This is a genomic window from Rhodopseudomonas palustris (assembly GCF_003591005.1).
Lineage (GTDB): Bacteria > Pseudomonadota > Alphaproteobacteria > Rhizobiales > Xanthobacteraceae > Rhodopseudomonas > Rhodopseudomonas palustris_K.
The window spans coordinates 70,390-96,010 of record NZ_QYYD01000016.1 but is presented as its reverse complement, the minus strand read 5'-3'; the positions used below and the strand labels follow the sequence as shown (position 1 = coordinate 96,010).

Annotated in this window: 23 protein-coding genes; 17 read left to right on the top strand and 6 right to left on the bottom strand. The window is 65.9% G+C overall.

From position 1 onward, the window contains the following. Window positions 1–106: 106 nt before the first annotated feature. The 3 genes from D4Q52_RS16340 to D4Q52_RS16330 form a co-directional block, all read right to left on the bottom strand. Window positions 107–997 carry an ABC transporter permease gene (locus D4Q52_RS16340; RefSeq protein ID WP_119857628.1) on the bottom strand — a complete coding sequence of 297 codons (891 nt, stop codon included), beginning with the start codon at window positions 995–997 and terminating at the stop codon, window positions 107–109. 10 nt (window positions 998–1,007) lie between these two features. Next, the gene (locus D4Q52_RS16335; RefSeq protein ID WP_119857627.1) at window positions 1,008–1,949 is read right to left on the bottom strand and encodes an ABC transporter permease; all 942 of its coding nucleotides are present in this window, start codon (window positions 1,947–1,949) and stop codon (window positions 1,008–1,010) included. Between the two features lie 180 nt (window positions 1,950–2,129). Next, window positions 2,130–3,260 (bottom strand): M20/M25/M40 family metallo-hydrolase, encoded by a 1,131-nt coding sequence (locus D4Q52_RS16330; protein ID WP_119857626.1) that lies wholly within the window; start codon window positions 3,258–3,260, stop codon window positions 2,130–2,132. A gap of 262 nt (window positions 3,261–3,522) precedes the next feature. On the opposite strand from D4Q52_RS16330, the gene D4Q52_RS16325 reads away from it, so the two are divergent. Beyond that, window positions 3,523–5,139 (top strand): ABC transporter substrate-binding protein, encoded by a 1,617-nt coding sequence (locus tag D4Q52_RS16325; protein ID WP_119857625.1) that lies wholly within the window; start codon window positions 3,523–3,525, stop codon window positions 5,137–5,139. Window positions 5,140–5,419: 280 nt separating this feature from the next. Here the strand turns inward: D4Q52_RS16325 and D4Q52_RS16320 are convergent, their stop codons facing one another. Next, complete coding sequence (locus tag D4Q52_RS16320; protein WP_119857624.1) at window positions 5,420–6,064, bottom strand: hypothetical protein; 645 nt, start codon at window positions 6,062–6,064, stop codon at window positions 5,420–5,422. Window positions 6,065–6,600: 536 nt separating this feature from the next. On the opposite strand from D4Q52_RS16320, the gene D4Q52_RS16315 reads away from it, so the two are divergent. Beyond that, a complete protein-coding gene (locus D4Q52_RS16315; protein ID WP_119857672.1) occupies window positions 6,601–7,611 on the top strand; it encodes a CBS domain-containing protein in 1,011 nt (336 codons plus the stop codon). Window positions 7,612–7,762: 151 nt separating this feature from the next. Here D4Q52_RS16315 and D4Q52_RS16310 read toward each other — a convergent pair whose 3' ends face one another. Then, window positions 7,763–8,716, bottom strand: coding sequence for a carotenoid 1,2-hydratase (locus tag D4Q52_RS16310; RefSeq protein WP_119857623.1), 954 nt, complete (start codon window positions 8,714–8,716; stop codon window positions 7,763–7,765). Between the two features lie 31 nt (window positions 8,717–8,747). Then, the gene (gene crtD, locus D4Q52_RS16305) at window positions 8,748–10,295 is read right to left on the bottom strand and encodes a 1-hydroxycarotenoid 3,4-desaturase CrtD (RefSeq protein ID WP_119857622.1); all 1,548 of its coding nucleotides are present in this window, start codon (window positions 10,293–10,295) and stop codon (window positions 8,748–8,750) included. A gap of 121 nt (window positions 10,296–10,416) precedes the next feature. Between crtD and D4Q52_RS16300 the strand changes: the two genes are divergently transcribed. The 15 genes from D4Q52_RS16300 to D4Q52_RS16230 all read left to right on the top strand — a co-directional run bounded on the left by D4Q52_RS16300 (window position 10,417) and on the right by D4Q52_RS16230 (window position 25,547). Then, the gene (locus D4Q52_RS16300) at window positions 10,417–11,283 is read left to right on the top strand and encodes a polyprenyl synthetase family protein (protein WP_054165521.1); all 867 of its coding nucleotides are present in this window, start codon (window positions 10,417–10,419) and stop codon (window positions 11,281–11,283) included. A 46-nt stretch (window positions 11,284–11,329) separates the two neighbouring features. Next, the gene (locus D4Q52_RS16295) at window positions 11,330–12,460 is read left to right on the top strand and encodes a methyltransferase (protein WP_119857671.1); all 1,131 of its coding nucleotides are present in this window, start codon (window positions 11,330–11,332) and stop codon (window positions 12,458–12,460) included. A 78-nt stretch (window positions 12,461–12,538) separates the two neighbouring features. Beyond that, complete coding sequence (gene bchC, locus D4Q52_RS16290; protein WP_119857621.1) at window positions 12,539–13,477, top strand: chlorophyll synthesis pathway protein BchC; 939 nt, start codon at window positions 12,539–12,541, stop codon at window positions 13,475–13,477. Next, a complete protein-coding gene (locus D4Q52_RS16285) occupies window positions 13,477–14,475 on the top strand; it encodes a chlorophyllide a reductase iron protein subunit X (protein WP_119857620.1) in 999 nt (332 codons plus the stop codon). The genes bchC and D4Q52_RS16285 overlap by 1 nt, the downstream gene beginning before the upstream one ends. Window positions 14,476–14,500: 25 nt before the next feature. Continuing rightward, window positions 14,501–16,126, top strand: a complete 1,626-nt coding sequence (gene bchY / locus D4Q52_RS16280; RefSeq protein ID WP_119857619.1) for a chlorophyllide a reductase subunit Y — start codon at window positions 14,501–14,503, stop codon at window positions 16,124–16,126. Continuing rightward, window positions 16,126–17,574 (top strand): chlorophyllide a reductase subunit Z, encoded by a 1,449-nt coding sequence (gene bchZ, locus D4Q52_RS16275; RefSeq protein WP_119857618.1) that lies wholly within the window; start codon window positions 16,126–16,128, stop codon window positions 17,572–17,574. The genes bchY and bchZ overlap by 1 nt, the downstream gene beginning before the upstream one ends. A gap of 77 nt (window positions 17,575–17,651) precedes the next feature. Further along, the gene (locus tag D4Q52_RS16270; protein WP_119857617.1) at window positions 17,652–17,876 is read left to right on the top strand and encodes a hypothetical protein; all 225 of its coding nucleotides are present in this window, start codon (window positions 17,652–17,654) and stop codon (window positions 17,874–17,876) included. 152 nt (window positions 17,877–18,028) lie between these two features. Then, the gene (gene pufB / locus D4Q52_RS16265) at window positions 18,029–18,226 is read left to right on the top strand and encodes a light-harvesting antenna LH1, beta subunit (RefSeq protein ID WP_054165516.1); all 198 of its coding nucleotides are present in this window, start codon (window positions 18,029–18,031) and stop codon (window positions 18,224–18,226) included. Window positions 18,227–18,241: 15 nt separating this feature from the next. After that, the gene (pufA, locus tag D4Q52_RS16260; RefSeq protein WP_011442873.1) at window positions 18,242–18,421 is read left to right on the top strand and encodes a light-harvesting antenna LH1, alpha subunit; all 180 of its coding nucleotides are present in this window, start codon (window positions 18,242–18,244) and stop codon (window positions 18,419–18,421) included. Between the two features lie 131 nt (window positions 18,422–18,552). After that, a complete protein-coding gene (gene pufL, locus D4Q52_RS16255) occupies window positions 18,553–19,386 on the top strand; it encodes a photosynthetic reaction center subunit L (RefSeq protein WP_119857616.1) in 834 nt (277 codons plus the stop codon). Window positions 19,387–19,413: 27 nt separating this feature from the next. Continuing rightward, window positions 19,414–20,337: a photosynthetic reaction center subunit M gene (gene pufM, locus D4Q52_RS16250; RefSeq protein ID WP_119857615.1), complete on the top strand. Its 924-nt coding sequence runs from the start codon at window positions 19,414–19,416 to the stop codon at window positions 20,335–20,337. Window positions 20,338–20,642: 305 nt separating this feature from the next. Beyond that, the gene (gene ppsR / locus D4Q52_RS16245) at window positions 20,643–22,076 is read left to right on the top strand and encodes a transcriptional regulator PpsR (RefSeq protein ID WP_119857614.1); all 1,434 of its coding nucleotides are present in this window, start codon (window positions 20,643–20,645) and stop codon (window positions 22,074–22,076) included. Continuing rightward, window positions 22,069–22,977 carry a chlorophyll synthase ChlG gene (gene chlG, locus D4Q52_RS16240; protein ID WP_234831221.1) on the top strand — a complete coding sequence of 303 codons (909 nt, stop codon included), beginning with the start codon at window positions 22,069–22,071 and terminating at the stop codon, window positions 22,975–22,977. Before ppsR ends, chlG begins: the two co-directional genes overlap by 8 nt. A gap of 28 nt (window positions 22,978–23,005) precedes the next feature. Beyond that, window positions 23,006–24,340 carry a BCD family MFS transporter gene (locus D4Q52_RS16235; protein ID WP_119857612.1) on the top strand — a complete coding sequence of 445 codons (1,335 nt, stop codon included), beginning with the start codon at window positions 23,006–23,008 and terminating at the stop codon, window positions 24,338–24,340. Window position 24,341: 1 nt separating this feature from the next. Continuing rightward, window positions 24,342–25,547, top strand: coding sequence for a geranylgeranyl diphosphate reductase (locus tag D4Q52_RS16230; RefSeq protein WP_119857611.1), 1,206 nt, complete (start codon window positions 24,342–24,344; stop codon window positions 25,545–25,547). Window positions 25,548–25,621 lie beyond the last annotated feature (74 nt).

Genomic DNA, 25,621 nt, shown 5'->3' with positions numbered 1-25,621 from the left:
TCATTGCGAGGAGCGAAGCGACGAAGCAATCCAGCGGCCGGTTCGCGGAGCTCTGGATTGCTTCGCTTCGCTCGCAATGACGGATCAAGCTGCGACGGTTCGGCGCTCATCGCGAGCCCTCGCGCTGTTTCATCCGGGGATCGAGCGCGTCGCGGGCGGCGTCGCCGATCAGATTGACGCTGAGGATCGCGATCGACAGCAGCACGCCGGGCCAGAAGATCAGCGACGGCTTGACCTGGAACAGCGCGCGGCCCTCGGCCATGATGTTGCCCCAGGTCGGCGTCTCCGGGCTGATGCCGGCGCCGAGGAACGACAGGATCGCTTCGGTGAGGATTGCCGAGGCGGCGATGTAGGTGCCCTGCACGATCAGCGGCGCAACGGTGTTCGGCAGCAGATGCCGCGCCATGATCTTGGGCAGGCTGGAGCCGAGCGAAATCGCGGCTTCGACATAAGGCTCCTCGCGCGCCGTCAGCACCACCGAGCGTACCAGCCGCGCCACCCGCGGGATTTCCGGAATGGTGATGGCGATCAGCACGGTGGTCAGGCTGGCGCCAGACAGCGACACCACGGCGATCGCCAGCAGGATGCTGGGGATCGCCATCAGCCCGTCCATCAGCCGCATCATGATGGCGTCGAGCCATTTGAAGAAGCCGGAGACCAGACCGATCACCAGGCCGATCGCGATCGAGACGATCGCGGCGCCGAGCCCGATCAGCAGCGAGATGCGCCCGCCGTAAAGGATGCGGGACAGGACGTCGCGACCGTAGGCATCGGTGCCGAGCAGAAACTCGGCGCTCGCCGGTTTCAGCCGCTGCGCCGGCGCCAGCTGCAGCGGATCGTGCGGCGCCAGCCACGGCGCGAAGATCGCGGAAGCGACCACCAGCGCCAGGCAGATCGACGCCGCCGCGATGATCGGGCTGGAATACAGAAAGCCGAACTTCTGGCCGAACGGCCGCGTAATCGGCATTGAGGATTCGGGGAGGCTGTCGATGGCCATCGCTGTTCCCCTAGTACCTGATGCGCGGATCGAGCAGCGTATACGCCACGTCGATCAGCAGATTGACGGCCACGTAGATGCCGGAGGTGAGCAGGATCATGCCCTGGATCACCGGATAGTCACGCGCCAGCACCGCGTCGACCGTGAGGCGGCCGATGCCCGGCAGGTTGAACACGCTTTCGGTGACGACGACACCGGAGATCAAGAGCGCGAAGCCGGTGCCGATCACGGTGATCACCGGCACCGCGGCGTTGCGCAGCGCGTGGCGCAGCAGGACGCGGCTTTCGGTGATGCCCTTGGCGCGCGCGGTGCGGACATAGTCCTCGCCGAGCACGTCGAGCATCGCCGCGCGGGTCATGCGGGCGATCAGCGCGATGTAGATGAAGGACAGCGTCAGCGTCGGCAGCACCAGCCGTTCGACGAACGGTCCGAAGCCGCGCGCCATCGTGCGAAAGCCCTGCACCGGGAACCAGCGCAAGTCGATCGCGAAGATCTGGATCAGCACGTAGCCGATCACGAACACCGGCACCGAGAAGCCGATCACCGACAGCCCCATGACGAAGCGGTCGATCCAGGTGCCGTGCTTCCACGCCGCAATGACGCCGAGCGGCACCGCGACGACAATCGACAGAACGATGGTGGCGATCGCGACGCTGAGCGTCGGCTCGATGCGCTGGCTGATCATCTGCAGCACGGGCACCTGCGAGATCAGCGAGACGCCGAGATCGCCGTGCAGCAGCTTGCCGATCCAGCTGAAGAACTGCGTGTAGAGCGGCTCGTTGAGGCCGAGCGAGGCGCGGATGCGGGCGAGTTGTTCGGGGGAGGCGTTGTCGCCGGCGAGGATCGCGGCGGGATCGCCGGGCGTCAGCCGCAGCAGCAGGAACACGACGAGCGCGACGACGCCCATCACCGGGATGGCCGCGAGTATGCGGCGGATCAGATAACCGAGCATCGACGCTCCGTGGTTGAAGCAGACTGCCGATTAGTAAAATTTATCCGCCTGATGCTGTTCGTCATATCGCCATGGGTCCGTGTTGCGGATCGGTGTCGATCCGCTGCCGATTCTTGAGCAAATCCTGGAGCAAGTCCCATGCCATGGAACCACGGCCGATTAGTTGAGATAAGAGGATCTTCATTCGAGCGTCGCAAGCAGCCCGGCCATCAGACGACCACGCTCGGCGAGACTGTCGACCTCGATATGCTCGTTCAGCGTGTGCGCATCGGCGCCGCGCACGCCCAGCCCGTCGAGCGTCGGAATGCCCATTGCACCGGTGAAGTTGCCGTCGGAGCCGCCGCCCGCACTGCCATGCGGCAGGCTGACGCCGATCTGCGCAGCGACCGCACAGGCTTTCTCATAGAGCGCCATGGTGCCTGCGTCTGGCTCCCACACCGGTCGGGTCACGCCGCGCGTGACCTCGAATGCGACGTCGTTGCTGCTGCCGGACAGCGCCAGCATCCGCTCGACGCCGCGATCGAGATCGGCCTGCCGCTTCGCCATGCTCAGCGCCTCGCCGGTGCAGGTGGTGGCGACGCAGTTCACCCAATGGCCGCCGTGCACGATGCCGACGCTGAACGTGCAATCCTCACCGGTCATGGCGTCGATCGCCAGAATCTGCCGCGCCATCTCGCGGATCGCGGAGCGGCCCGACGACAGCGTGGCGCCGGCGTGGCTGGGCTTGCCGGTGGCGCTGAGGTTGAAACGCGCAATCGCGTAGCGCCCGGTAACGACGCCGTTGTCGGGACGTCCGGGTTCCGGCACCAGCACATATTTGTTGCGCGCCGCTTCGGCCTCGATGATGTCACGGGTCGATGGCGTACCAACCTCCTCGTCGGGCGTGAACAGCACGGTGATCGGCAGCGGCGTGGTGAACGACGCCCGCGCCAGCTGGCGGATCGCCTCCAGCGTCAAGTAATTGCCGCCCTTCATGTCGAAGATGCCGGGGCCGAATGCCTTGTTGCCCTCGCGGCGAAACTGCAGCTTCTCGATGGTGCCGACCGGATGCACGGTGTCGAGATGGCCGGCGATCAGAATGCCGGGCTCGCCGATGCGCGGATGCGGAAACCGCGCGCGGACGCAGCCCGCGAAACCCTGCCGCCCCGCGATGCGTTCGATCGATGCGCCCATGATCGCCATATCGCGCGCAGCGAGATCGAGCATGCGTTCGACTGCGGACTTGTCCCAGGTCGGACTTTCGCATTCAACCCAGGCGCGCAGGCCTTGCAGCATCGTGTCGGAATCGAACGGCAGATTGGCAGGGTTCATGTCGTACTCGCGGTTGGGACGCTGCTACGAGAAAGATTGCGGGCGCTTTTGTAAAGCGAAACATGCGCGGTCCTGTGCATCATGCAGCAGACCGGTCCACAGCGAACAGATTGACGCTTGGCACGCTTGGTGCAAGTCTTGGTAGTCGCGTGCTGCAATGCGCAATAACTGCGCGTCAGCATGCGATGACGTGTCGTCTTGTCTGTCGTCCTGCCCAAGCAATGATCTGCGGTTGATCAGTTTCACGCCAGGAGAACATCGAATGTTGCACAGGTCGCATCGGCTGCGTTCAGTAGCTGCGTCCAAATTCATGCTGCCCGCGCTCGCGCTCGCAGCGTCGCTGACGCTTCCGGGGATCGCCGATGCCCAGACCAAGACTATTCATGCGGTGATGCATTCGGATCTGCGCGTGATCGATCCGGGTCTGACGACTGCCTACATCACGCGTGATCACGGCTACATGGTTTACGACACGCTGCTGGCGATGGATTCGAACTTCAGGGTCCAGCCGCAGATGGCGGAGTTCAAAGTCTCCGACGACAAGCTGACCTACACCTTCACTCTGCGCGACGGACTGAAGTGGCACGACGGCACGCCGGTGACGGCGGAAGATTGCGTCGCGTCGCTGAAGCGCTGGGGCCAGAAGGACGGCATGGGCCAGAAGCTGATGGACTTCACCGCCAGCCTCGAGGCGACCGATCCCAAGACCATCACGCTGAAGCTGAAGGAGCCCTACGGCCTGGTGCTGGAGTCGATCGGCAAGCCGTCGTCGCTGGTGCCGTTCATGATGCCGAAGCGCATCGCCGAGACGCCGGCCGACAAGGCGATCCCCGAGCAGATCGGCTCCGGCCCGTTCAAATTCGTCGCCGCCGAATTCCAGCCGGGCGTCAAGGCGGTCTATGTCAAGAACGCCGACTACGTGCCGCGCAAGGAAGCGCCGAGCTGGACCTCGGGCGGCAAGGTGGTGAAGGTCGACCGCGTAGAGTGGATCACGATGGCGGACAACCAGACCGCGATCAACGCGCTGCAATCCGGTGATATCGACTTCGTCGAGGCGCCGTCGTTCGACATCCTGCCGGTGCTGAAGCAGGACAAGGAACTGACCATCCACACGCTGAGCCCGCTCGGCTTCCAGACGCTCGGCCGGATGAACTTCCTGTATCCGCCGTTCGACAATCCGAAGGTGCGCCGCGCCGCGTTCCTGGCGATGAGCCAGAAGCCGGTGCTCGACGCGCTGGTCGGTAATCCCGACTACTACAAAGTGTGCGGCGCCGTGTTCGGCTGCGGCACGCCGCTCGCCAGCGACGTCGGCGCCGAGACGCTGGTCAAGGGCAACGGCATGGCCGAGGCCAAGAAGCTGCTGGCCGAGTCCGGCTATGACGGCACGCCGGTGGCGCTGATGGCGCCGGGCGACGTCGTGTCACTCAAGGCGCAGCCGATCGTCGCCGCGCAGCTGCTGCGCGAGGCCGGCTTCAAGGTCGACGTGCAGGCGACCGACTGGCAGACCGTGGTGACGCGCCGCGCCAGCCAGAAGCCGCCGAAAGACGGCGGCTGGAACATGTTCTTCACCAATTGGGCCGGGCCCGACATTCTCAACCCGGTCGCCAACGTCTCGACCGGCGGCAAGGGCAAGAACGGCGGCTGGTTCGGCTGGCCGGACGATCCGAAGGTCGAAGCGCTGCGCGACCAGTTCGCCCGTGCCACCTCGCCGGAAGAGCAGAAGAAGCTCGCCGAGGAGGTGCAGAAGGAAGTCTACGAGCAGGTGCTGTACATCCCGCTCGGCCAGTACCAGGCGCCCAGCGTCTGGCGCAACGAACTCACCGGCATCCTTGATGGCCCCGCCACCCCGGTGTTCTGGAACATCGAGAAGAAGAACTGAGCGAAGGGGGGCGGCGACGTCGATCGCCGCGCCGACTGCATCATCGACCTGAGCATCGCCGTTCCGCTTCGCGGGACGGCGAAGTGCTGTGAGGGGCTCGGGCACGGCCTATCCCCGTCATTGCGAGGAGGCGCAGCCGACGAAGCAATCCAGAAACCCGTTGTGCGGCGCTGGATTGCTTCGTCGCTGCGCTCCTCGCAATGACGGGGAGAGGCGGTGCACGGATCTCCAACAAAAAGCCCGGCGAGGCCGGGCTTTCGGTCGCCGAGAATGAGCCTAATTACTTCCGCGCGCAGGCGACCGTGATGCTGCTGGCGCTGGGGCTGCAGCGGGCGGTCACGACGCCGTCTTTGACCTGCAGCTGATCGGCGAGGCGTGCGGCGCCGCCGCTGATGCAATAAGCCGAAGCCAGCGTCTCGTCGGCGCTGCACGACACCGGGCAGCCGTTCGAGGCGCAGCTCGACGCGTTGACGGTGCGCACTGCGGCTGGCGCCGCCATGCTGGCCATGGCGTTGGTGGCGGCCGGGGACGTGACGGCAGGCGCAGCAGCGGGAGCAGAAGCGGCGGCAGCGGCTGGCGCCTCGGCCGCGGGCGCAGCGGCCACGCTTGCCGATGCCGGCGTGGCCTCGGCCGGAGCCGCGCTGTCTTCCGACGTGGCGGTGGGAGCCGGGGCGCGCTCCATGCTGCCGGCCGCCACATAGACGACGATGGCGCCGGCCATGATGGCCGCGGCGACGATCGCGGGACCGGCCGGCACCGCCTTGAGCCGCTCCGTCAGCGACGCCACGGACCCTGGAAACGAGCCGCCGGTCCAGGACAGCCCGCGCACACGCATGTCGTCGAAAGCCAGATAGGCAACTATCACAAGGCCGCCGCCGAAGATGATCAGTATCAGCAGCGTCCCGATCGCGGAGAGATACTCCATGTCAATGTCTTTCCATCCGTGCCATGCGCGGCGGGCGTGTATAGAGGCCGCCGGCCGCTAACTGCATTGTCGAAAATCAAAAGAACACGCACCTGCACGGCCTCGTTGAGGCAAATCAACCCCTCTCGCGGCCGTGGTAATGTGTAGCACAGCCCGTCCCGCCACGTCATGCGCAGGAATGCGGCGGGCCGTCTCGGCCCGCAGCCCTTCCCTTCGACGTGGCACGGGCGCCGCGTCGCCCCGGTCTCCCGTCACTCCATCTCCCGCGGAGAGTTTCGGCGGCGTGATCCAGATCAACCGCAGCCTGCCGTGAAGCCGTTTAACTTTCTCTAACAAGCCACCCACCTCACTGCTGTCGTCGTCCCAACGATCCAACCCCGCCAGCATCGGATATGCCCCGCGGCCCACGTCGGGCTCCATTGCGCCGATCGCAGATCCGATTTCGTCAAACTGATCGGATCCGCGCCTAGACTGCGGCGCGATCGCAAGGATGTGACCGTTCAGTGACGGGCAGCATGATCCGCGAGGAGTCGAATATGAAAGCAGCCGACGTGATGACCACCCGGATCGTGACGGTGCCACCAGACGCGCCGGTGCGCGCGGTGGCGGAAACTTTGCTGACGCACGGCATCAGTGCGGTGCCGGTGGTCGACGCGGACGGTGCGCCGCTTGGCATCATCAGCGAGGGCGATCTGATGCCGCGCAACGAGAACGCCCGCGAGGCCCGCCGCGACTGGTGGCTGCAGATGCTGTCCGAAGGCGGCGAGGTGCATCCCGACTATTTGCAATTCCTCAAATCCGATCACCGCACCGCCGCGCAGATCATGGTGTCGCCGGTGCTGACCGTCGACGACAGCGTTTCCATCGCCGAGATCGCCGATCTTCTGTACGCGAAGAACATCAAGCGCGTACCGGTGGTACGCAACGGCCGCGTCGTCGGCATCGTCAGCCGCGCCGATCTGTTGAAGACGCTTGCCGCCCCGCATCTGCACCCGGGCGATCCGGTGCACGACGACGGCAGCCTGCGGCCGGTCGCGTCCGACAAACTGGAGGCGCTGTCGCATCGCGGCCAGGTCGCCGCGCCGCCCCCGCCGCACGACCCCGCCGCCGATGAATTGTCGGCCTCGGCGTTTCAGGCACTCGGCACCGAGCATGAACGCCACGAAGAGCAGGAGCGGCGCGAGGCCAAGCGGATCGCCGAGGAGAAGCACCATCGACAGGCCAGCCAGATGCTGGCGACCCATCTGTCCGACGAGTCTTGGGAGCACATGCTGCACAATGCCCGCGCAATGGCCAAGAAGGGCGAAGTGGAGTTCCTGCTGCTGCGCTTTCCGGCCGAACTGTGCACCGACCACGGCCGCGCCATCAATGCTCCCGACCCGGAATGGCCATCGACATTGCGCGGCATGGCGGCCGACCTCTATCTGCGCTGGAAGGCCGAACTCCGGCCCCACGGCTTCACCCTGAGCGCCCGCGTGGTCGACTTCCCCGAAGGCATCCCCGGAGATATCGGCTTGTTTCTGAGCTGGGCCAAGCACGAGGAGTGAACGTCAAGCGCCGCCCTGCTGCGATCGGGCCGGGTCTGAAGGCATCGGAGGCTTGCCTGCTGATTGCTGATCAAGCCTTCGTTGATGATCAGGCTCTCGCTGCCGCAATGAGCGGGCTTTTTCCTACTATCAAAAGGGGCCGCAATGCGAGCTACCTTCTCCGCGGCATTCGGAACGGCAGCATCGCCTGGACCACCGGCATCTTGAAGCGGTCCAGCGACAGGCTCTCGTGCATCAGGGTGACGCGTTCGCCGAGCAGCGTGGTTTCGATCATCGAGCGGGCGTAGAACGGGGTGTCTTCGACCGTGCGGACGACGCGCGCATCGGCTTCGCTGCGGGCGCTGCGGTCGATGCGCCAGCCGGAGCGGGGCAGGGGGAGCAACGGCGGCGGAGTGAAGTGTTCCAGATTGCCCTCCGCGTCGTAGGTGATCGCCAGGTCGATGCGGCTGCCGCCCCGGCGCTCGGCTTCGTACAGGATCGCGGTCTTGTCGCGCAGCGCGCCGCGCGCCCACTCCCAATGGGTGAATCCGGTCTCGATCGGCGCGTCGCCGGCATTGCTGTCGAGATAGGCCTCGCCCTGCCACGACAGCTTCGGCTGCTCCAGCGTCACCTCGATCCGCGAGCGCGGCGCGATCGGCCACCAGCGGTGATTGCCGTCCTCGTTCAGCACGAAGTCAGTCTTCGTCACGAATCGCGGGACGACGCGGACGCGGCCCTTGATGCGGCCGGGGATCGGCGCGCTCAGCTCGTTGATGTTGATGGTCAGCGCGCGGCCGTCCCAGCCGAGATCGCTCGGGCCGATCAGGAACGAGCCGAGATTGCGCGCGACCTTCCGGCGCGAGCGCTCGGTCATGGTCCAGCGCTTGCTGCCCTGGTGATACAACGCGACGTTGAGCGCGCAATGGTTCAGCGGATCGGCCGCGCCGCCGCGCCGGGCATACGCGTAGTAGGGCGAGAACACGCTGCCGATGAAGGCGATGATAGTGAGGCCTTCGCGGCCGTCGTCGCTGATCGCGTCGACGTACCACCAGGCATAGCCGTTCGGCGGAACGTCGAGGTTGAATCCGGTGCGGCGTTCGTCGGTCGCGTTGGGCCAGGCAATCATCGGGGCGTTCTACACTCTGAGGTCGAAGGCTTCAGGTGACTTTGGTCGCGGCCGGCCGCAGCCGCTGCTGCTCGGCGTCGAGATCGGCCAGTAGGCTGGCCGAGGCGGCCCGGCCGGACAGAGCGGCCATCGGCACGCCGGGGCCGGGATGCGTACTGCCGCCGGCGAGATACAGGCCCGGCAGTTTGGTGCGCGCGCCGGGCCGTTCGAACGACGCGCTCCAGCCGTGCGAGGCGCGGCCGTACAGCGCGCCGCCGGTCGCCGGAAACAGCCGGTTGAAATCTTCCGGCGTGGTGACTTGCGTCTTGTCGGGCCGTGCTTCGACGCGCAGGCCGCAGCGTTGGAGCACGGCGAACGTCCGCTGCGTCACGCGCGCGATCTCGTCCGCCTCGAAGCGCCTGCGGTCGCCGAGCGGCGGGGCATTGACCAGCACCAGCAACTCTTCCTCGCCATTGTCGCCGAGCATCGCGCTGTCGTCGATGCGATCCTGTCCGCAGATATACACGGTCGGCTCGCTCGGCACTTCGCCGCGGCCAAAGATGTCGGTGAATTCGCGGGCGTAGTCGCGCGAGAAGAATACCGAATGCCGGCTGAGCGGAAAGCCGTCAGTTTTGGCCACCATGCTCCAGGTCATCGCCGACAGCGAGCGCAGCTTCGGCGCGATTGGTGCGGCGGCGCGCTGCACAGCCGCGCCGAACATGCCGCCCGGCAGAGCGCCGACGTCGGCGTTGACGATCACCGATGACGCTTCGATGCGGTCGCCGTTCGCCAGGATCACGCCGGCGGCGCGACCGCCCGACACCATGATCTCGCGCACCTCCTGCTCGTAGCGGATGGTGGCGCCCAGCCCGGTGGCGCAGTCGGCCAGCGCACGGGCCAGCGCATGCATGCCACCCTCGATGATCCACACGCCCTGCTGCTCGACATGCGCCACCAGCATCAGGGTCGCCGGCGCCTCGAACGGCGACGAGCCGCAATAGGTCGCGTAGCGGCCGAACATTTGCCGCAGCCGCGGATCCTTGAAGTAGTCGCCGAGCGCATTCCACATCGTGGTGAACGGCCTGATCTTGCGCAGCTCGAGCAGGCCACCGATGCCGCCCGCGGTGGCGAGGCCGGGCAGACTCGGCGCGGTGGCGCGCAGGAACGGCTTTTCCAGGATCTGATAGATCTTGCGGCTGTCGGTGCAGAACTGTTTGTAGCGCCTTGCCTCGGCAGCGCCCGCGAAGGCGCCGATTGCATCAGCCGAGCGTGCTTCGTCGGCGAACAGATCGAGCCGCGCCTTGTCGTCCCAAGCGTGCCGTGCCAGCACCGAGAGCGGACGAAGCTTGAAGTGGTCGGCGAAGTTCAGCCCGGCGCCCGCAAATAGTTCTTCGAACACCCAGCGCATGGTGAAGACGGTGGGCCCGCTGTCGATCCGCGCGGCGCCGATCCCGACCTCGCGAATCTTGCCGCCGGGCGCCGCGGCGCGCTCGACAACGGTGACGTCCAGACCGCGTGCGGCCAGGGCGATGGCGGAGGTGAGGCCGGCCACGCCGGCGCCGATGATCACCACCCGATTTCGCGCCGCCAGATCCCTCATGCCGACTCCCGCTTCGCCTTAAGTGTCATTGCGCCATGCCATTGACAGGTGTCCATAATAACTTACAGTTGCCAATGACAAGTTAAATTGACACTTGCTGGCTTTGGAGCGGGAGTCTGCCATGGACGTGACCAACCGGATCGAGCGCGCCCTCACCGAGGCCCTCAACCAGGCGGACCTCGCAGGCTGTCCGCCCCGGCTCGCGGCCGCGATGCGCAGCGCCGTCTTCCCGCGCGGTGCGCGGGTGCGGCCACGGCTTTGCCACAGCGTCGCCGCGGCCTGCGGCGAAGACAATCCGGCTGCCACCGAGGCCGCCGGCGCCGCGCTTGAACTGATGCACTGCGCCTCGCTGGTGCACGACGATCTCCCCTGTTTCGACGGCGCCGATCTGCGCCGCGGCCGCCCTTCGGTGCACAAAGCGTTCGGCGAGCCGCTCGCCGTGCTCACTGGCGACGCGCTGATCGTGCTGGCGTTCCAGTCGATCGCCCGGGTGTCTTGCCAGCCGGAGCGGCTGTTGAAGTTGACACAGATCATCGGCAGCGCCGTCGGCGTGCCGCTCGGCATCGTCGCCGGTCAGGCATGGGAATGCGAGTCCGAGATCAACCTCGCGCATTATCACCGCTCCAAGACCGGCGCGCTGTTCGTCGCCGCGACCGCGGCAGGCGCAGCCTCAGCCGGCGCCGATCCGGAGCCGTGGCGGATGGTCGGCGAGAAGATCGGCGAGGCCTATCAGGTCGCCGACGATCTGCGCGATGCCGCCGCGGACGAGGACGAGATCGGCAAGCCGGTCGGCCAGGATATCGCGCATGATCGCCCCAGCGCAGTGCGCGAGATGGGCATCGACGGCGCGATCTATCACCTGAAGTCGCTGGTGCGCGGCGCGGTCGATGCGATGCCACCGTGCTCCAACGGCAACGAACTGCGCTCGCTGATCATGTCGGAAGCCACCCGCCTGGTTCCGGCGAAGCTCGCCGCGACCGCAGCGTGATGCGCTCCGGCTTGGCCTGTGCGGCCGGCCGGTGGTAGCAGGAATGATGAGTTCCTCCAGCCTGCGCGACCGACTGCTCGGTTGGCGCGATGCCATCCTGTCGAGCGCTCGCTTTCAGCGCTTCGCCGCGGTGTTTCCGCTGACGCGCGGGGTCGCGCGGCGACGCGCCGGTGCGATGTTCGATATCGTCGCCGGCTTCGTCTATTCCCAGATCCTGCTCGCCTGTGTGCAGCTCCGGCTGTTCGATCTGCTGCGCGAGCGTCCCGCCGGCGTCGATGAGCTGGCGCTGCGGCTGTCGCTGCCACGCGAGTCGATGCAGCTGTTGCTCGACGCCGCGACCGCGCTGAAGCTGGTCCAGCCGCGCAGCGGCGGCCGCTACGGGCTCGGCCAGCTCGGCGCCGAGCTGTGCGGCAATCCCGGCGTTCTCGCCCTGGTCGAGCATCACGCCATGCTGTATCGCGACCTCGCCGATCCGCTCGCCGTGCTGCGCGGCCCGCGCGGCGGCGGCGAACTCGCGGCGTATTGGGCCTATGTGCGCGGCGAGGGCGCAGCCGAGCTTCATGCCGATCAGGTGCTGCCCTATACCGCGCTGATGGCCGCCTCGCAGCCGATGATCGCCCGCGAGGTGCTGCACGTCTTTTCATTCCGCGAGCACCGCTGCCTGCTCGACGTCGGCGGCGGCGACGGCTCCTTCCTCTCGGCTGTGGCCGAACAGACTCCCGGGCTGCGCGTGATGCTGTTCGATCTGCCTGCGGTCGCTGCCAAGGCCGCCGAGCGCTTTCAAACGAACGGACTGACCAGCCGCGCCAGCACGATCGGCGGCAGCTTTCGTGATGATCCGCTGCCGGAGGGTGCCGACATCATCTCGCTGGTCCGGATCATCCACGACCACGATGACGAGGTGGTGTTGGCGCTGCTGCGTGCAGTGCACAACGCCTTGCCCGACAACGGCAAGTTGCTGATTGCCGAGCCGCTCGCCAGCCCGCCCGGCCGGGAATCCAGCACGGACGCGTATTTTGCTCTTTATTTACGGGCGATGGGCACCGGCCAGGGCCGCACATTCGGCCGGCTACGGGAGCTTCTGGCGGAAGCCGGGTTCGGTGACATTCGATTGCACTCCGTCCCGATGCCGCTGGTCGCCTCCGTAATTACCGCAATCAAGCCCCCGATGTGTTAATCTAGCTTGACACTGCAATCCGTCAGTTTACTCTGACACTCTAGCGACAGGTCTCTGCCGCCTGGATTGGAGTAGGCGATGGAAGCCATCGCGGTCGTCCTCAAGCAGCCACAACACGTCGAACTCAGTCGCGTCAGCCTGACGGCGCCGACGGCTGATGACGTCGTTGTCGATGTCGCCTGGAGCGGTGTCAGCACGGGGACCGAGCGGTTGTTGTGGTCGGGCCGGATGCCGCCATTCCCCGGGATGGGTTATCCGCTGGTACCTGGATACGAGTCGGTCGGCGAAGTGGTCGAGGCGGGCGCCGCAACCGATCTGCAGCCGGGGCAGCTGGTGTTCGTGCCCGGGGCGAAGTGCTTCGGCGAAGTCCGCGGCCTGTTCGGGGCGTCGGCTTCGCGCCTCGTCGTTCCCGCCAAGCGCGTGGTGCCGCTCGATCAGCAACTCGGCGAACGCGGTATCCTGATCGCGCTCGCCGCGACTGCGTATCACGCGATCGCAGCGCGCGGCGCGACGCCGCCGGACTGCATCGTCGGTCACGGCGTGCTCGGCCGTCTGCTCGCACGCATCTCCGTCGCGCTCGGCAATCCGCCGCCGACGGTGTGGGAGAAGAACCCGTTGCGCAGCGGCGGCGCCGATGGCTACGCGGTGATCAATCCCGAAACCGACGAGCGACGCGACTATCGTAGCATCTACGACGTCAGCGGCGATCCCAAGCTCCTCGACATTTTGATTTCGCGCATCGCGGCGACCGGCGAGATCGTGCTGGCTGGCTTTTACAGCGAGCCGCTGTCCTTCGCGTTCCCTCCGGCTTTCATGCGTGAGGCCCGGATCCGGATCGCGGCGGAATGGCAGCCGCCGGACATCGCCGCCACCAAGGCGCTGATCGACAGCGGCAAGCTCTCACTCGACGGACTAATCACGCACCACAAGGAGGCGGCGTCGGCCCCCGACGCCTATCGGATCGCTTTCGAAGACCCTGCATGCCTCAAAATGGTTCTGAACTGGAGACCGAGCTGATGAACGTCGTTCCGCAGATCAGCCTGCAAGACGCACAACTCCGGGCCGAGGCGTCGATTGAACCCGACGCCCCGGTGACGACTCCCGTCACCAAGGAGACCCAGATTATCGCGATCTACGGCAAGGGCGGCATCGGCAAGAGCTTCACGCTCGCCAACCTCAGCTACATGATGGCGCAGCAGGGCAAGAAGGTGCTGCTGATCGGCTGCGATCCGAAGAGCGACACCACCTCGCTGCTGTTCGGCGGCAAGGCGACCCCGACCATCATCGAGACCTCCTCAAAAAAGAAGCTGGCCGGCGAGGAAGTCACCATCAGCGACGTCTGCTTCAAGCGCGACGGCGTGTTCGCGATGGAGCTCGGCGGCCCGGAAGTCGGCCGCGGCTGCGGCGGCCGCGGCATCATCCACGGCTTCGAGACGCTGGAGAAGCTCGGCTTCCACGAATGGGGCTTCGACTACGTGCTGCTCGACTTCCTCGGCGACGTGGTGTGCGGCGGCTTCGGCCTGCCGATCGCCCGCGACATGTGCCAGAAGGTGATCATCGTCGGCTCCAACGATCTGCAGTCGCTGTACGTCGCCAACAACGTGTGCTCCGCGGTCGAGTACTTCCGCAAGCTCGGCGGCAATGTCGGCGTCGCCGGCATGGTGATCAACAAGGACGACGGCACCGGCGAGGCGCAGGCCTTCGCGCAATCGGCCGGCATCCCGGTGCTGGCGGCGATTCCCGCCGACGAGGGCATCCGCCGCAAGAGCGCCAATTACGAGATCATCGGATTGCCGGACGGGCAGTGGGGACCGCTGTTCGCGTCGCTCGCCGAGAATGTCGCCACCGCGCCGCCGGTGCGGCCGAAGCCGCTCACCCAGGACGGCCTGCTCGGCCTGTTTTCCAGCGACGTCACCGGCCGCGACGTCGTGCTGCAGCCGGCCACGATGGAAGACATGTGCGGCGCCGCGGTGCTGAACAAGCCGTCGCTCGAAGTGATCTACGACGCGGTGTGATGCGCAGCGTGTCCGGAGTTTCGCCATGAACGTCATGTCCCGCTATGCAGGTCCAATCGGCGAATCGATCGTCACCGATCCGGTCGATGTCGAGGCCATGGCTGACAGCGTAGCCGCTGATGGCGTAGCTGCAGACGGCGCGTCTGCGCAGATCAACACGGCGGCCACCAAGACCGACGGCCTCGGCTGTCATGCCGGCGCGGCCGAGATGAAGGCCGCGGCCGAGGCGGCCGGCAAGAGCGAGTTGCTCGAACGCTACGCCGAGGACTATCCGAAAGGCCCGCACGATCAGCCGCAGAGCATGTGCCCTGCGTTCGGTTCGCTGCGCGTCGGCCTGCGGATGCGCCGCACCGCGACGATCCTGTCCGGCTCGGCCTGCTGCGTCTACGGCCTGACCTTCGTGTCGCATTTCTATGGTGCACGCCGTACCGTCGGCTACGTGCCGTTCAATTCCGAGACGCTGGTTACCGGCAAGCTGTTCGAGGACATCCGCGAAGCGGTCTACAAGCTTGCCGATCCGGCGCAGTACGACACCATCATCATCACCAATCTTTGCGTGCCGACCGCGTCCGGCGTGCCGCTCGATCTGTTGCCGAACGAAATCAACGGCGTCCGTATCGTCGGCATCGACGTCCCGGGCTTCGGCGTGCCGACACATGCCGAAGCCAAGGACGTGCTGGCCGGCGCGATGCTGGAATACGCCCGCAAGGAAGCCGAGCAGGGCCCGGTGCAGGCGCCGCGCGGCGGCCGCAGCGAGCGCCCGACCGTGACGCTGCTCGGCGAAATGTTTCCGGCCGATCCGGTCGGCATCAACATGATGCTGGAGCCGCTCGGCCTCGCCGCGGGTCCAGTGGTCCCGACCCGCGAGTGGCGCGAACTCTATGCGGCGCTCGACTGCGAAGTCGTCGCCGCGATTCATCCGTTCTACAAGGCCTCTATCCGTCAGTTCGATCTCGCCGGCCGAAAGACGGTCGGCTCGGCGCCGGTCGGCCATGACGGCACCGAGACCTGGCTGGAGGCGATCGGCACTGCCTGCAACGTGTCGCGCGACAAGATCGATGCCGCCAAGAACCGCTTCCTGCCGGCCATCAGGGCCGCGCTCGCCGCCAAGCCGATCAACGCACGCATCACCGTCTCGGGCTATGAGGGCTCCGAACTGCTGGTGGCGCGGCTGCTGATCGAAAGCGGCGCAAGCGTGCCTTATGTCGGCACCGCTGTGCCGCGGACGCCGTGGTCCGATCTCGATCGCCAGTGGCTCGAGGCCAAGGGCGTGCGGGTGCAGTACCGCGCCTCGCTCGAGCAGGACTTCGCGGCGGTCGACGAATTCCGTCCCGATCTGGCGATCGGCACCACCCCGGTGGTGCAGAAAGCCAAGACCATGGCGATCCCGGCTTTGTACTTCACCAATCTGATCTCGGCGCGGCCGCTGTTCGGCGTCGCCGGAGCCGGCTCGCTGGCGCAGGTGATCAACGCGGCGCTCGCCAATCAGGCGCGCTTCGATGAGATGAAGGAATTCTTCGGCGACGTCGGGCAGGGGCCCGCGGCCGGCATCTGGACCGACACGCCGAAGGACTATCCGGCGTTCCGCGACAAGTATCGCAAGCAGATCGAAGCCGCAGCCAAGAAGCGCAAGGCGGAGGAGATGATCTGATGCTGGTCCTCGATCACGATCGCGCCGGCGGCTACTGGGGCGCCGTCTATGCCTTCACCGCGGTAAAGGGCCTGCAGGTGATCATCGACGGTCCGGTCGGCTGTGAGAACCTGCCGGTGACCTCGGTGCTGCACTACACCGACGCGCTGCCGCCGCACGAACTGCCGATCGTCGTCACCGGCCTCGGTGAAGACGAACTCGGCAAGACCGGCACCGAAGGCGCGATGAAGCGCGCGCACCGTGCGCTCGATCCGTTCCTGCCGGCCGTGGTGGTGACCGGGTCGATCGCTGAGATGATCGGCGGCGGCGTCACGCCGGAAGGCACCGGCATCAAGCGCTTTCTGCCGCGCACCATCGACGAGGATCAGTGGCAGAGCGCCGACCGCGCGATCTCCTGGCTGTGGAAGGAATACGGCCCGAAAAAGATTCCGGAGCGTAATCGCAAGGACGGCGAGAAGCCGCGGGTCAACATCATCGGGCCGATCTATGGCACCTTCAACATGCCGTCCGACCTCGCCGAGATCCGCCGCCTGATCGAAGGCATCGGCGCCGAAGTCAACATGGTGTTTCCGCTCGGCACGCATCTCGCCGACATTCCCAAGCTGGTGAACGCCGACGTCAACGTCTGCATGTATCGCGAGTTCGGCCGGCTGCTGTGCGAAGCGCTGGAGCGGCCGTATCTGCAGGCGCCGATCGGGCTGCATTCGACCACGCGCTTCCTGCGCAAGCTCGGCGAACTCACCGGCCTCGATCCCGAGCCGTTCATCGAGCGCGAGAAGAACACCACCATCAAGCCGCTGTGGGATCTGTGGCGCTCGGTCACCCAGGATTTCTTCGGCACAGCCAGTTTCGCGATCGTGGCGACCGACACCTACACACGCGGCGTCCGGCATTTCCTTGAAGAGGAAATGGGGCTGCCCTGCACCTTTGCGTTCTCGCGCAAGGCCGGCGTCAAGCCGGACAACGATTCGGTGCGCGCTGCGATCCGCCAGACGCCGCCGCTGATCATGTTCGGCAGCTACAACGAAAGAATGTATCTGGCGGAGTCGGGCGGCCGCGCGATCTACATCCCGGCCTCGTTCCCCGGCGCAGTCATCCGCCGCCATACCGGCACGCCGTTCATGGGCTACTCCGGCGCCACCTACCTGGTGCAGGAAGTCTGCAACGCGCTGTTCGACGCGCTATTCAACATCCTGCCGCTCGGCAGCGACCTCGACCGGGTCGACCCGACGCCGGCACGTCGTCACGAGGAGCTGCTGTGGAGCGACGAGGCGAAAGCCCTGCTCGACGAGGTCCTCGAATCTCATCCGGTGCTGGTGCGTATTTCGGCCGCGAAGCGCTTGCGTGACGCTGCGGAAAACAGCGCGCGCCGCGCCGGGCAGGAAAAAGTCACTACCGAATTCGTCAGTCAAGCACGTGCCGCACTGCTCGACGGCCAATCTGCGTAACGATGATTTGAGCTAGAACAATGCGGTTCACAATGTCGCGACCAAATATGCGCAATCCCAGAGTGAGGAGATGATCGATGTCCGACTACGTCTACACCGGCCGTCGCTCGCGGGTGCTACCTGATAACGCTGCGATCGAATCCAAACTGATTTTCGGGGCGTGCTACGTGCTGTTTCTGGTCCGCGCCATCGTTTCGCGCGCGCTGCCCTGGCGCAAGCAGAGCGGTCAGCATCAATCCGTGTTCAGCGAAGCCCACAACGCCGCGAGCGTTCTGGTGACCTCGTCGTTCATGGGCATGTAATTCGAATTTCGTCCGGCTTAGCCGGACGGAACACTGCCGTCTCGGAAACGAAACGGTAACTCGCTGTCGTTTCGGAAACGATACGGCAAACGTTTGCCGCCCGCCCTCGGGCGGCGAGTCGGCCGAAAGGCCATCACTAGGAGGTGTACCAAATGAGTGACGGTTCCATCTCGGGACTTTCCGAAGCGGAAGCCAAGGAATTCCACTCGATCTTCGTGACGAGCTTCTTTCTCTTCATCGTCGTCGCGGTTGTTGCTCACATCCTCGCCTGGATGTGGCGTCCGTGGCTGCCGAAGGCTACTGGTTACGCGATGGACACTGTCCATCAGATGACTTCGTATCTGTGCTAAGGGGAGAAGACTACCATGTGGCGAATTTGGTTGCTGTTTGATCCGCGTCGCGCGCTGGTCCTGCTGTTCGTGTTCCTGTTCGGCCTGGCCATCATCATCCACTTCATCCTGCTGAGCACCAGCCGCTTCAACTGGCTGGACGGCCCGAAGAAGACGGCTGAGATCTCTCAGACCTACACCAGCATGCCCGTCTAATGGCATGACGCATTGCTTGCCGGAACGAGCGGGAAACGGACCTGACTGCCGGGCTCGCTCGCTTCCGGGAAGCTACCTGGACTGGATCACTACGATGGATTTTCCCTGGCGCGCTCGCGGAGGAACGATCGATGGCAATGCTCAGTTTTGAGAAAAAATACCGCGTTCGTGGCGGAACGCTAATCGGGGGCGACCTGTTCGATTTCTGGGTCGGCCCGTTCTACGTCGGGTTCTTCGGGGTCGCGACGGTGTTCTGTGCGCTCATGGGGACCGCGCTGATCATCTGGAATACTGCGATGGGCCCGACCTGGGTGCTGTGGCAGATCAGCGTCAATCCGCCCGACGCCAAATACGGCCTCGGCTTTGCGCCGCTGACCGAAGGCGGCATCTGGCAATGGGTGTCGATCTTCGCGACGGGTGCCTTCATTTCGTGGGCGCTGCGTGAAGTCGAAATCTGCCGCAAGCTCGGCATCGGATATCACGTTCCGTTCGCCTTCAGCTTCGCGATCTTCGCCTACCTGACCCTGGTGGTGATCCGCCCGGTTCTGATGGGCTCCTGGAGCTACGGCTTCCCCTACGGCATCTTCACGCATCTCGATTGGGTGTCGAACACCGGCTACGCCTACGGCCAGTTCCACTACAATCCCGCGCACATGATCGCGATCACCTTCTTCTTCACCACCTGCCTGGCGCTGGCGCTGCACGGCGGTCTGGTGTTGTCGGCCCTCAATCCGGACCGTGGCGAGCCGGTGAAGTCGCCCGAGCATGAGAACACCATTTTCCGTGATCTGGTCGGCTACTCGATCGGCACCATCGGCATTCACCGCCTCGGCCTGTTCCTGGCGCTGGCTGCCGTGTTCTTCAGCGCGGTCTGCATGATCATCAGCGGCCCGGTGCTGGCGGAAGGTGGTTCGTGGCCGGATTGGTGGAATTGGTGGCGCAACCTGCCGATCTGGAATTCCTAATTCAACCGGTCACAAGAGAGTCTTGTCATGGCCCAATATCAGAACATCTTTACGCAGGTCCAGGTTGAGGGACCTGCCTATGCGGGGGTGCCGCTACGACCCGGCAGCTCTGCCCGCGAGACCCAGACGACGTTCAACTACTGGCTCGGCAAAATCGGTGACGCGCAGGTTGGTCCGATCTATCTCGGGTTCACCGGTGTCTGCTCGCTGCTGTGCGGCTTCGTCGCGATCGAGATCATCGGCCTCAATATGCTGGCGTCGGTGGACTGGAGCCCGATCGAATTCCTGCGGCAGTTCTGCTGGCTGGCGCTCGAGCCGCCGAAGCCGGAATACGGCCTGACGATCCCGCCGCTGCGGGAAGGCGGCTGGTGGCTGATCGCCGGCTTCTTCCTGACGGTGTCGATTGCGCTGTGGTGGGTTCGCACCTATCGCCGCTCGCGGGCCCTCGGCATGGGCACCCACGTGTCGTGGGCGTTCGCCTCGGCGATCCTGCTCTATCTGTCGCTCGGCTTCATCCAGCCGGTGCTGATGGGCTCGTTCAGCGAAGCGCCGCCGTTCGGCATCTTCCCGCATCTCGACTGGACCAACAACTTCTCGATCAAGTACGGCAACCTGTACTACAACCCCTTCCACTGCCTCTCGATCGCATTCCTGTATGGCTCGGCTCTGCTGTTCGCCATGCATGGTGCGACCATTCTGGCCGTGAGCCGCTACGGCGGCGAGCGCGAGATCGAGCAGATGCTGGACCGTGGTACTGCACTTGAACGCGCTGCTCTGTTCTGGCGCTGGACGATGGGCTTCAACGCCACGGCCGAATCGATCCATCGCTGGGCCTGGTGGTTCGCGGTGCTCTGCCCGCTGACCGGTGCCATCGGCATCATCCTGACGGGTCCGGTGGTCGACAACTGGTTCGACTGGGGCGTGAAGCACGGCCTGGCTCCGCCGCGGTAGTGCAGCCAGATCCTCTCGACTGACAATTGCGCACGCCTGATTGAAAACATCCGATCAGGCGTGTGCTGTTTGGAAGGCTCAGGAGCCGGACGACAGACCGTCACATGCACGGAAACTTCTTCGCCGGATAATGACGGGCGGAGCGACGTGAGGTAAGACAGCGCCTCCCATCCGCGCCTCGACCGCCAAGCCAAGCCGACGCAACCCGATGCCGATCCGCGGCGCGGGGCAATAAGAAAACGAAAGACTTGGTCGAGCAGACGCCGGACGAAGGGACGGGTTCTTGCTGGAGGATATTTGCCCTGGTGCAAGTGTTCAAATCGCCGAAGGAGTCGCTGGGTGATCTCGGTGCCGAGGCTGCGGCGAAGCTGATCGCTGCAGCGACGGACGTTGCACTAGTGATTGATCCTCAGGGCGTGATTCGCGACGTCGCCTTCAACAAGGACGAACTGGCACTCGAATTGGACGCACAGGGCCGCTGGCTCGGCTCCCGTCTGATCGATGTCGTGACGTCCGATACCCAACCGAAGATCCGCGAACTGCTGCTCGACGCCACGGTGCGGGACACGCCGACCTGGCGCCAGGTCAATCATCCGTCACCCGGCGGCGACGACGTGCCGGTGTTGTATTCGGCGGTCGGCTTCGGGCGCGACGATCGATTGCTGGTGGTCGGGCGTGATCTGCGTCAACTCGCGCTGATGCAGCAACGGCTAATCAACGCGCAGCAATCGATGGAGCGGGACTACATCCGGCTCCGCCATGCGGAAACCCGCTATCGGCTGCTGTTCCAGGTCTCTTCGGAAGCCGTCATGATCGTGGATGCGAGCAGCGAACTGATCGTCGACACCAATCCGGCGACGCTGGCGATGTTCGACGCGACTGCGCCGCAGACCCAGGGCTCGCCGCTCGCCAGTCACTTCGATCCCGCCGATCGCCCGGCCGTGCTGGGTCTGTTGGGGGATGTCCGCTCCACCGGCCGCGACGGCCGCGCCAAGATCCGTCTCGCCAATTCGGGGCGGACCTGTGAGATGTCGGCGTCGCTGTTCCGGCAGGAAAATGCTTCGCTGTTCCTGGTGCGGTTGACGTCGCAGTCCGCCGCTCCGGAGGTCGGCGCGGCCAAGAGCGCCTCGCTGCTGCTGAAATATTTCGAATCCGCTGCCGATGCGCTGGTGATCACGCAATTCGACGGCCGGGTGGTGCGCTCCAATCTCGCTTTCCTGGAGATGGCGCAACTCGGCAGCCCCGAACAGGCGCGCGGCGAACTGCTCGATCGATGGCTCGGCCGCACCGGCGTCGATCTCAGCGTCGCGCTCGCCAATCTTCGGCAGAGCGGCACCATCAAGCTGTTCGCCACCGTGCTGCGCGGCGAATACGGCGCCGCCGCCGAAGTCGAGGTCTCGGCCGTCGCGCTGAACGACATCGAGGACAAGCCGTGCTTCGGCTTCGCCATCCGCAACGTCGAGAAGCGGTTGCCGGCGGCGCCTAGTTCCAAGCGCGAGCTGCCGCGTTCGGTAGCGCAACTCACCGAGCTGATCGGCCGGGTGCCGCTGCGCGACCTGGTCCGGGAAACCACGGATGTGATCGAGAAATTGTCGATCGAGGCGGCGCTCGAACTCACCGGCGACAACCGCGCCTCGGCAGCCGACATGCTCGGCCTCAGCCGGCAGAGCCTCTACGTCAAGCTGCGCCGCTACGGCCTCGCAGAGCATGCGCCCGAAGGAGAGGCTGCTGATGAGTAACGCGTCAACCCATCCGGTGGCGCTGCGCCCCGCGCCCTCGGCGGTGCTCGAAGTGCTGCACCCGATCACCTGGTTTCCGCCGATGTGGGCGTTCGCCTGCGGTGTGGTGTCGTCGGGGGTGCCGATTTCGTCGCGCTGGGTCGAAGTGATCGCCGGCATCGTGCTGTGCGGGCCGCTGCTGGTCGCCACCAGCCAGGTCGTCAACGACTGGTTCGATCGCGACGTCGACGCCATCAACGAGCCGAATCGTCCCATCCCATCCGGCCGTATCCCGGGGCGCTGGGGGCTGTATCTGTCGTTCATGTGGACCGCCGCATCGCTGCTGCTCGCCAGCCTGCTCGGCGTCTGGGTGTTCGGCGCCGCCGTGCTCGGCCTGGTGCTGGCCTGGATCTATTCGATGCCGCCGCTGCGGCTGAAGCAGAACGGCTGGCTCGGCAACGGCGCCTGCGCGATTACTTATGAAGGCTTCGCCTGGTTCACCGGCGCCGCCGTGATGCTCGGCGGCCTGCCGCATTGGTGGATCGTGACGTTGGCGCTGCTTTACAGCGCCGGGGCGCACGGCATCATGACGCTCAACGACTTCAAGTCGATCGAGGGCGACATCAAGACCGGCGTCGGTTCGCTGCCGGTCCGGCTCGGGGTCGACAACGCCGCGCGCACGGCCTGCGCCGTGATGGCGATCCCTCAAGTGTTGGTTGTCGCCTTGCTGCTGTCCTGGGACCGTCCAATCGGCGCGGCGATCGTCTGCCTCGTGCTGGTGCTTCAGCTCGCTTTGATGGTGCGTTTCCTGCGGGCGCCGGTCGCACGCGCCACCTGGTTCAGCGGCCTCGGCGTCGCGCTCTACGTGATGGGCATGATGGCGAGCGCCGTCGCGGTTTCCTCGTTCGGAGGCGCGGCATGAGTTTCATCGCAATCGGAGGTGCGCAATCATGATGCGGCCGTTGTCCTGGCTGGGCATTGTTCGGATGGGGCTGGTGCAGACCGGCCTCGGCGCGATCGTCGTGCTCACCACCTCGACCCTCAACCGCGTGATGGTCGTGGAGCTGGCGCTGCCGGCGATGCTGCCCGGCGCGTTGGTGGCGATCCACTACGCGCTGCAGGTGTTCCGTCCGGCCTGGGGGCACGGCTCCGATCGCGGCGCGCGCCGCACGCCGTGGATCATCGGCGGCATGGCGGTGCTGGCGCTCGGCGGCTTCCTCGCCGCGGTCGCGACCGCCTGGATGGCGACCCAGCCGCTGCTCGGCGTCGCGCTGGCGATCGTCGCGTTCTGCCTGATCGGCGGCGGTGTCGGCGCCGCCGGCACGTCGCTGCTGGTGCTGCTTGCCAAGCGGGTCGACGACAAGCGCCGCGCTGCGGCCGCCACCATCGTCTGGGTGATGATGATCTCGGGCTTCATCGTCACCACCGGCTTTGCCGGGCATCTGCTCGATCCATTCTCGCCGTCGCGGCTGGTTGCCGTGTCCGGCGGCGTGTCGCTGATCGCGATGCTGCTGACCTTCGTCGGGGTGTGGGGCGTGGAAGGCAAGGTCGCGGCTGGGCTGGTCGCGGCGCCGGAGAAGGGCTCGTTCCGCGCCGCCATCAAGGAAGTCTGGGCCGAGCCGCAGGCGCGCCGCTTCGCCATCTTCGTGTTCGTGTCGATGCTGGCCTACAGCGCCCAGGATCTGATCCTGGAGCCGTTTGCCGGCGCGGTGTTCGCGTTCACGCCGGGCGAAACCACCAAGCTGTCGAGCGTCCAGCATGGCGGCACGCTGCTCGGCATGGCGCTGGTGCCGCTGATCGGCGCGATGTTTCCGAAGACGCGCGGCAACCTCAAGGTCTGGACCGTCGGCGGCTGCATCGCCTCGGCGATCGCGCTGCTCGGGCTGTCCACCGCCGCGATGGTCGGCGGCTCCTGGCCGCTGCGCGCCAACGTCTTTGTGCTCGGCGTCACCAACGGCGCCTACGCGGTGGCGGCGATCGGCTCGATGATGGAGCTGGTCAGCGCCGGCGGCGAGAAGCGCGAGGGCGTCCGCATGGGATTGTGGGGCGCCGCGCAGGCGATCGCCTTCGGCATCGGCGGCTTCGTCGGCACGCTGGCGAGCGACGTGGCGCGTCTGGTCCTGAGTTCACCGGCGCTGTCCTACGCGTCGGTGTTCGCGGCCGAGGCCGGCTTGTTCGTGGTGTCGGCGGTGATGGCGGTGTGGGTGCATCGCGCCCAGCAGCGTTCCGCGCGCGGCGCCGGCCGCGGCGTCGATTTGTCGAATGCAGCAGTGGCGGGAGGATAGGATGAGCGATAACTCCGCGATCTATGATGTCGTCGTCGTCGGCGGAGGGCCGGCCGGCGCCACCGCGGCCTGCGATCTCGCCCGAGCCGGCAAGCGCGTCGTGCTGCTCGACCGCGCCGGCCGCATCAAGCCGTGCGGCGGCGCCATTCCGCCGCGCGCGATCCGCGACTTCGCAATTCCGGACGGCATGCTGGTCGCCAAGATCAACGCCGCCCGTATGGTGTCGCCGACCGATGTCGAAGTCGACATGCCGATCGACGGCGGCTTCGTCGGCATGGTGGACCGTGAGCATTTCGACGAATGGTTGCGCCAGCGCGCCGCCAGCGTCGGCGCCGAGCGCCGCACCGGCCTGTTCCGTCGCTTCACGCGTGACGAAGGCGGCGTCAACACGATCCACTACGAAGCTCGCCAGCCCGACGGCGCCATGCAGGAGCAGACGGTGAAGGCGCGAGCGATCATCGGCGCCGACGGCGCGGTGTCGGCGGTGGCGCGGCAGTTCCTACCGGATGCCGACCGCGTGCCGTTCGTGTTTGCCTATCACGAGATCATCAAGGCCCCCGGCGCCCAGCAGCGGGCGGCCTATGAGAGCCGGCGCTGCGACGTGTACTACCAGGGCAAGGTGTCGCCGGACTTCTACGGCTGGGTGTTTCCGCACGGCGACACGGTGAGCGTCGGCACCGGCTCGATGCACAAGGGCTTCTCGCTGCGTGATTCGGTGGCCGAGCTGCGCAAGCAGACCGGCCTCGACGAGGTCGAGACCATCCGCAAGGAAGGCGCGCCGATCCCGCTGCATCCGCTGGCGCGCTGGGACGACGGCCACAGCGTGCTACTCGCCGGCGACGCCGCGGGCGTGGTCGCGCCGGCGTCGGGCGAGGGCATCTACTACGCGCTGCTCGGCGGCCGGCTGGCGGCGGAGGCCGTTGGTGAGTTTCTGCAGACCGCCGACGCCAAGGCGTTGAAGCTGGCGCGCAAGCGCTTCATGCGGGCGAACGGCTCTGTGTTCCGAATCCTCGGGCTGATGCAATGGTACTGGTACGCGAGCGACAAGCGCCGCGAGCAGTTCGTCAGCATCTGCCGCGATCGCGACGTCCAGAAGCTGACCTGGGACGCCTACATGAACAAGAAGCTGGTCCGTGCCAAGCCGATCGCGCATGTCCGGATCTTCTTCAAGAATTTGGCGCACATGACCGGCTTCGCCTCCGTCTGAGACTTAGCATTCATCCCATCTCGCCGCGCAGGGGCATCTCGGCCCTGTGCGTTGAAGCACCGACCTTGATAGTC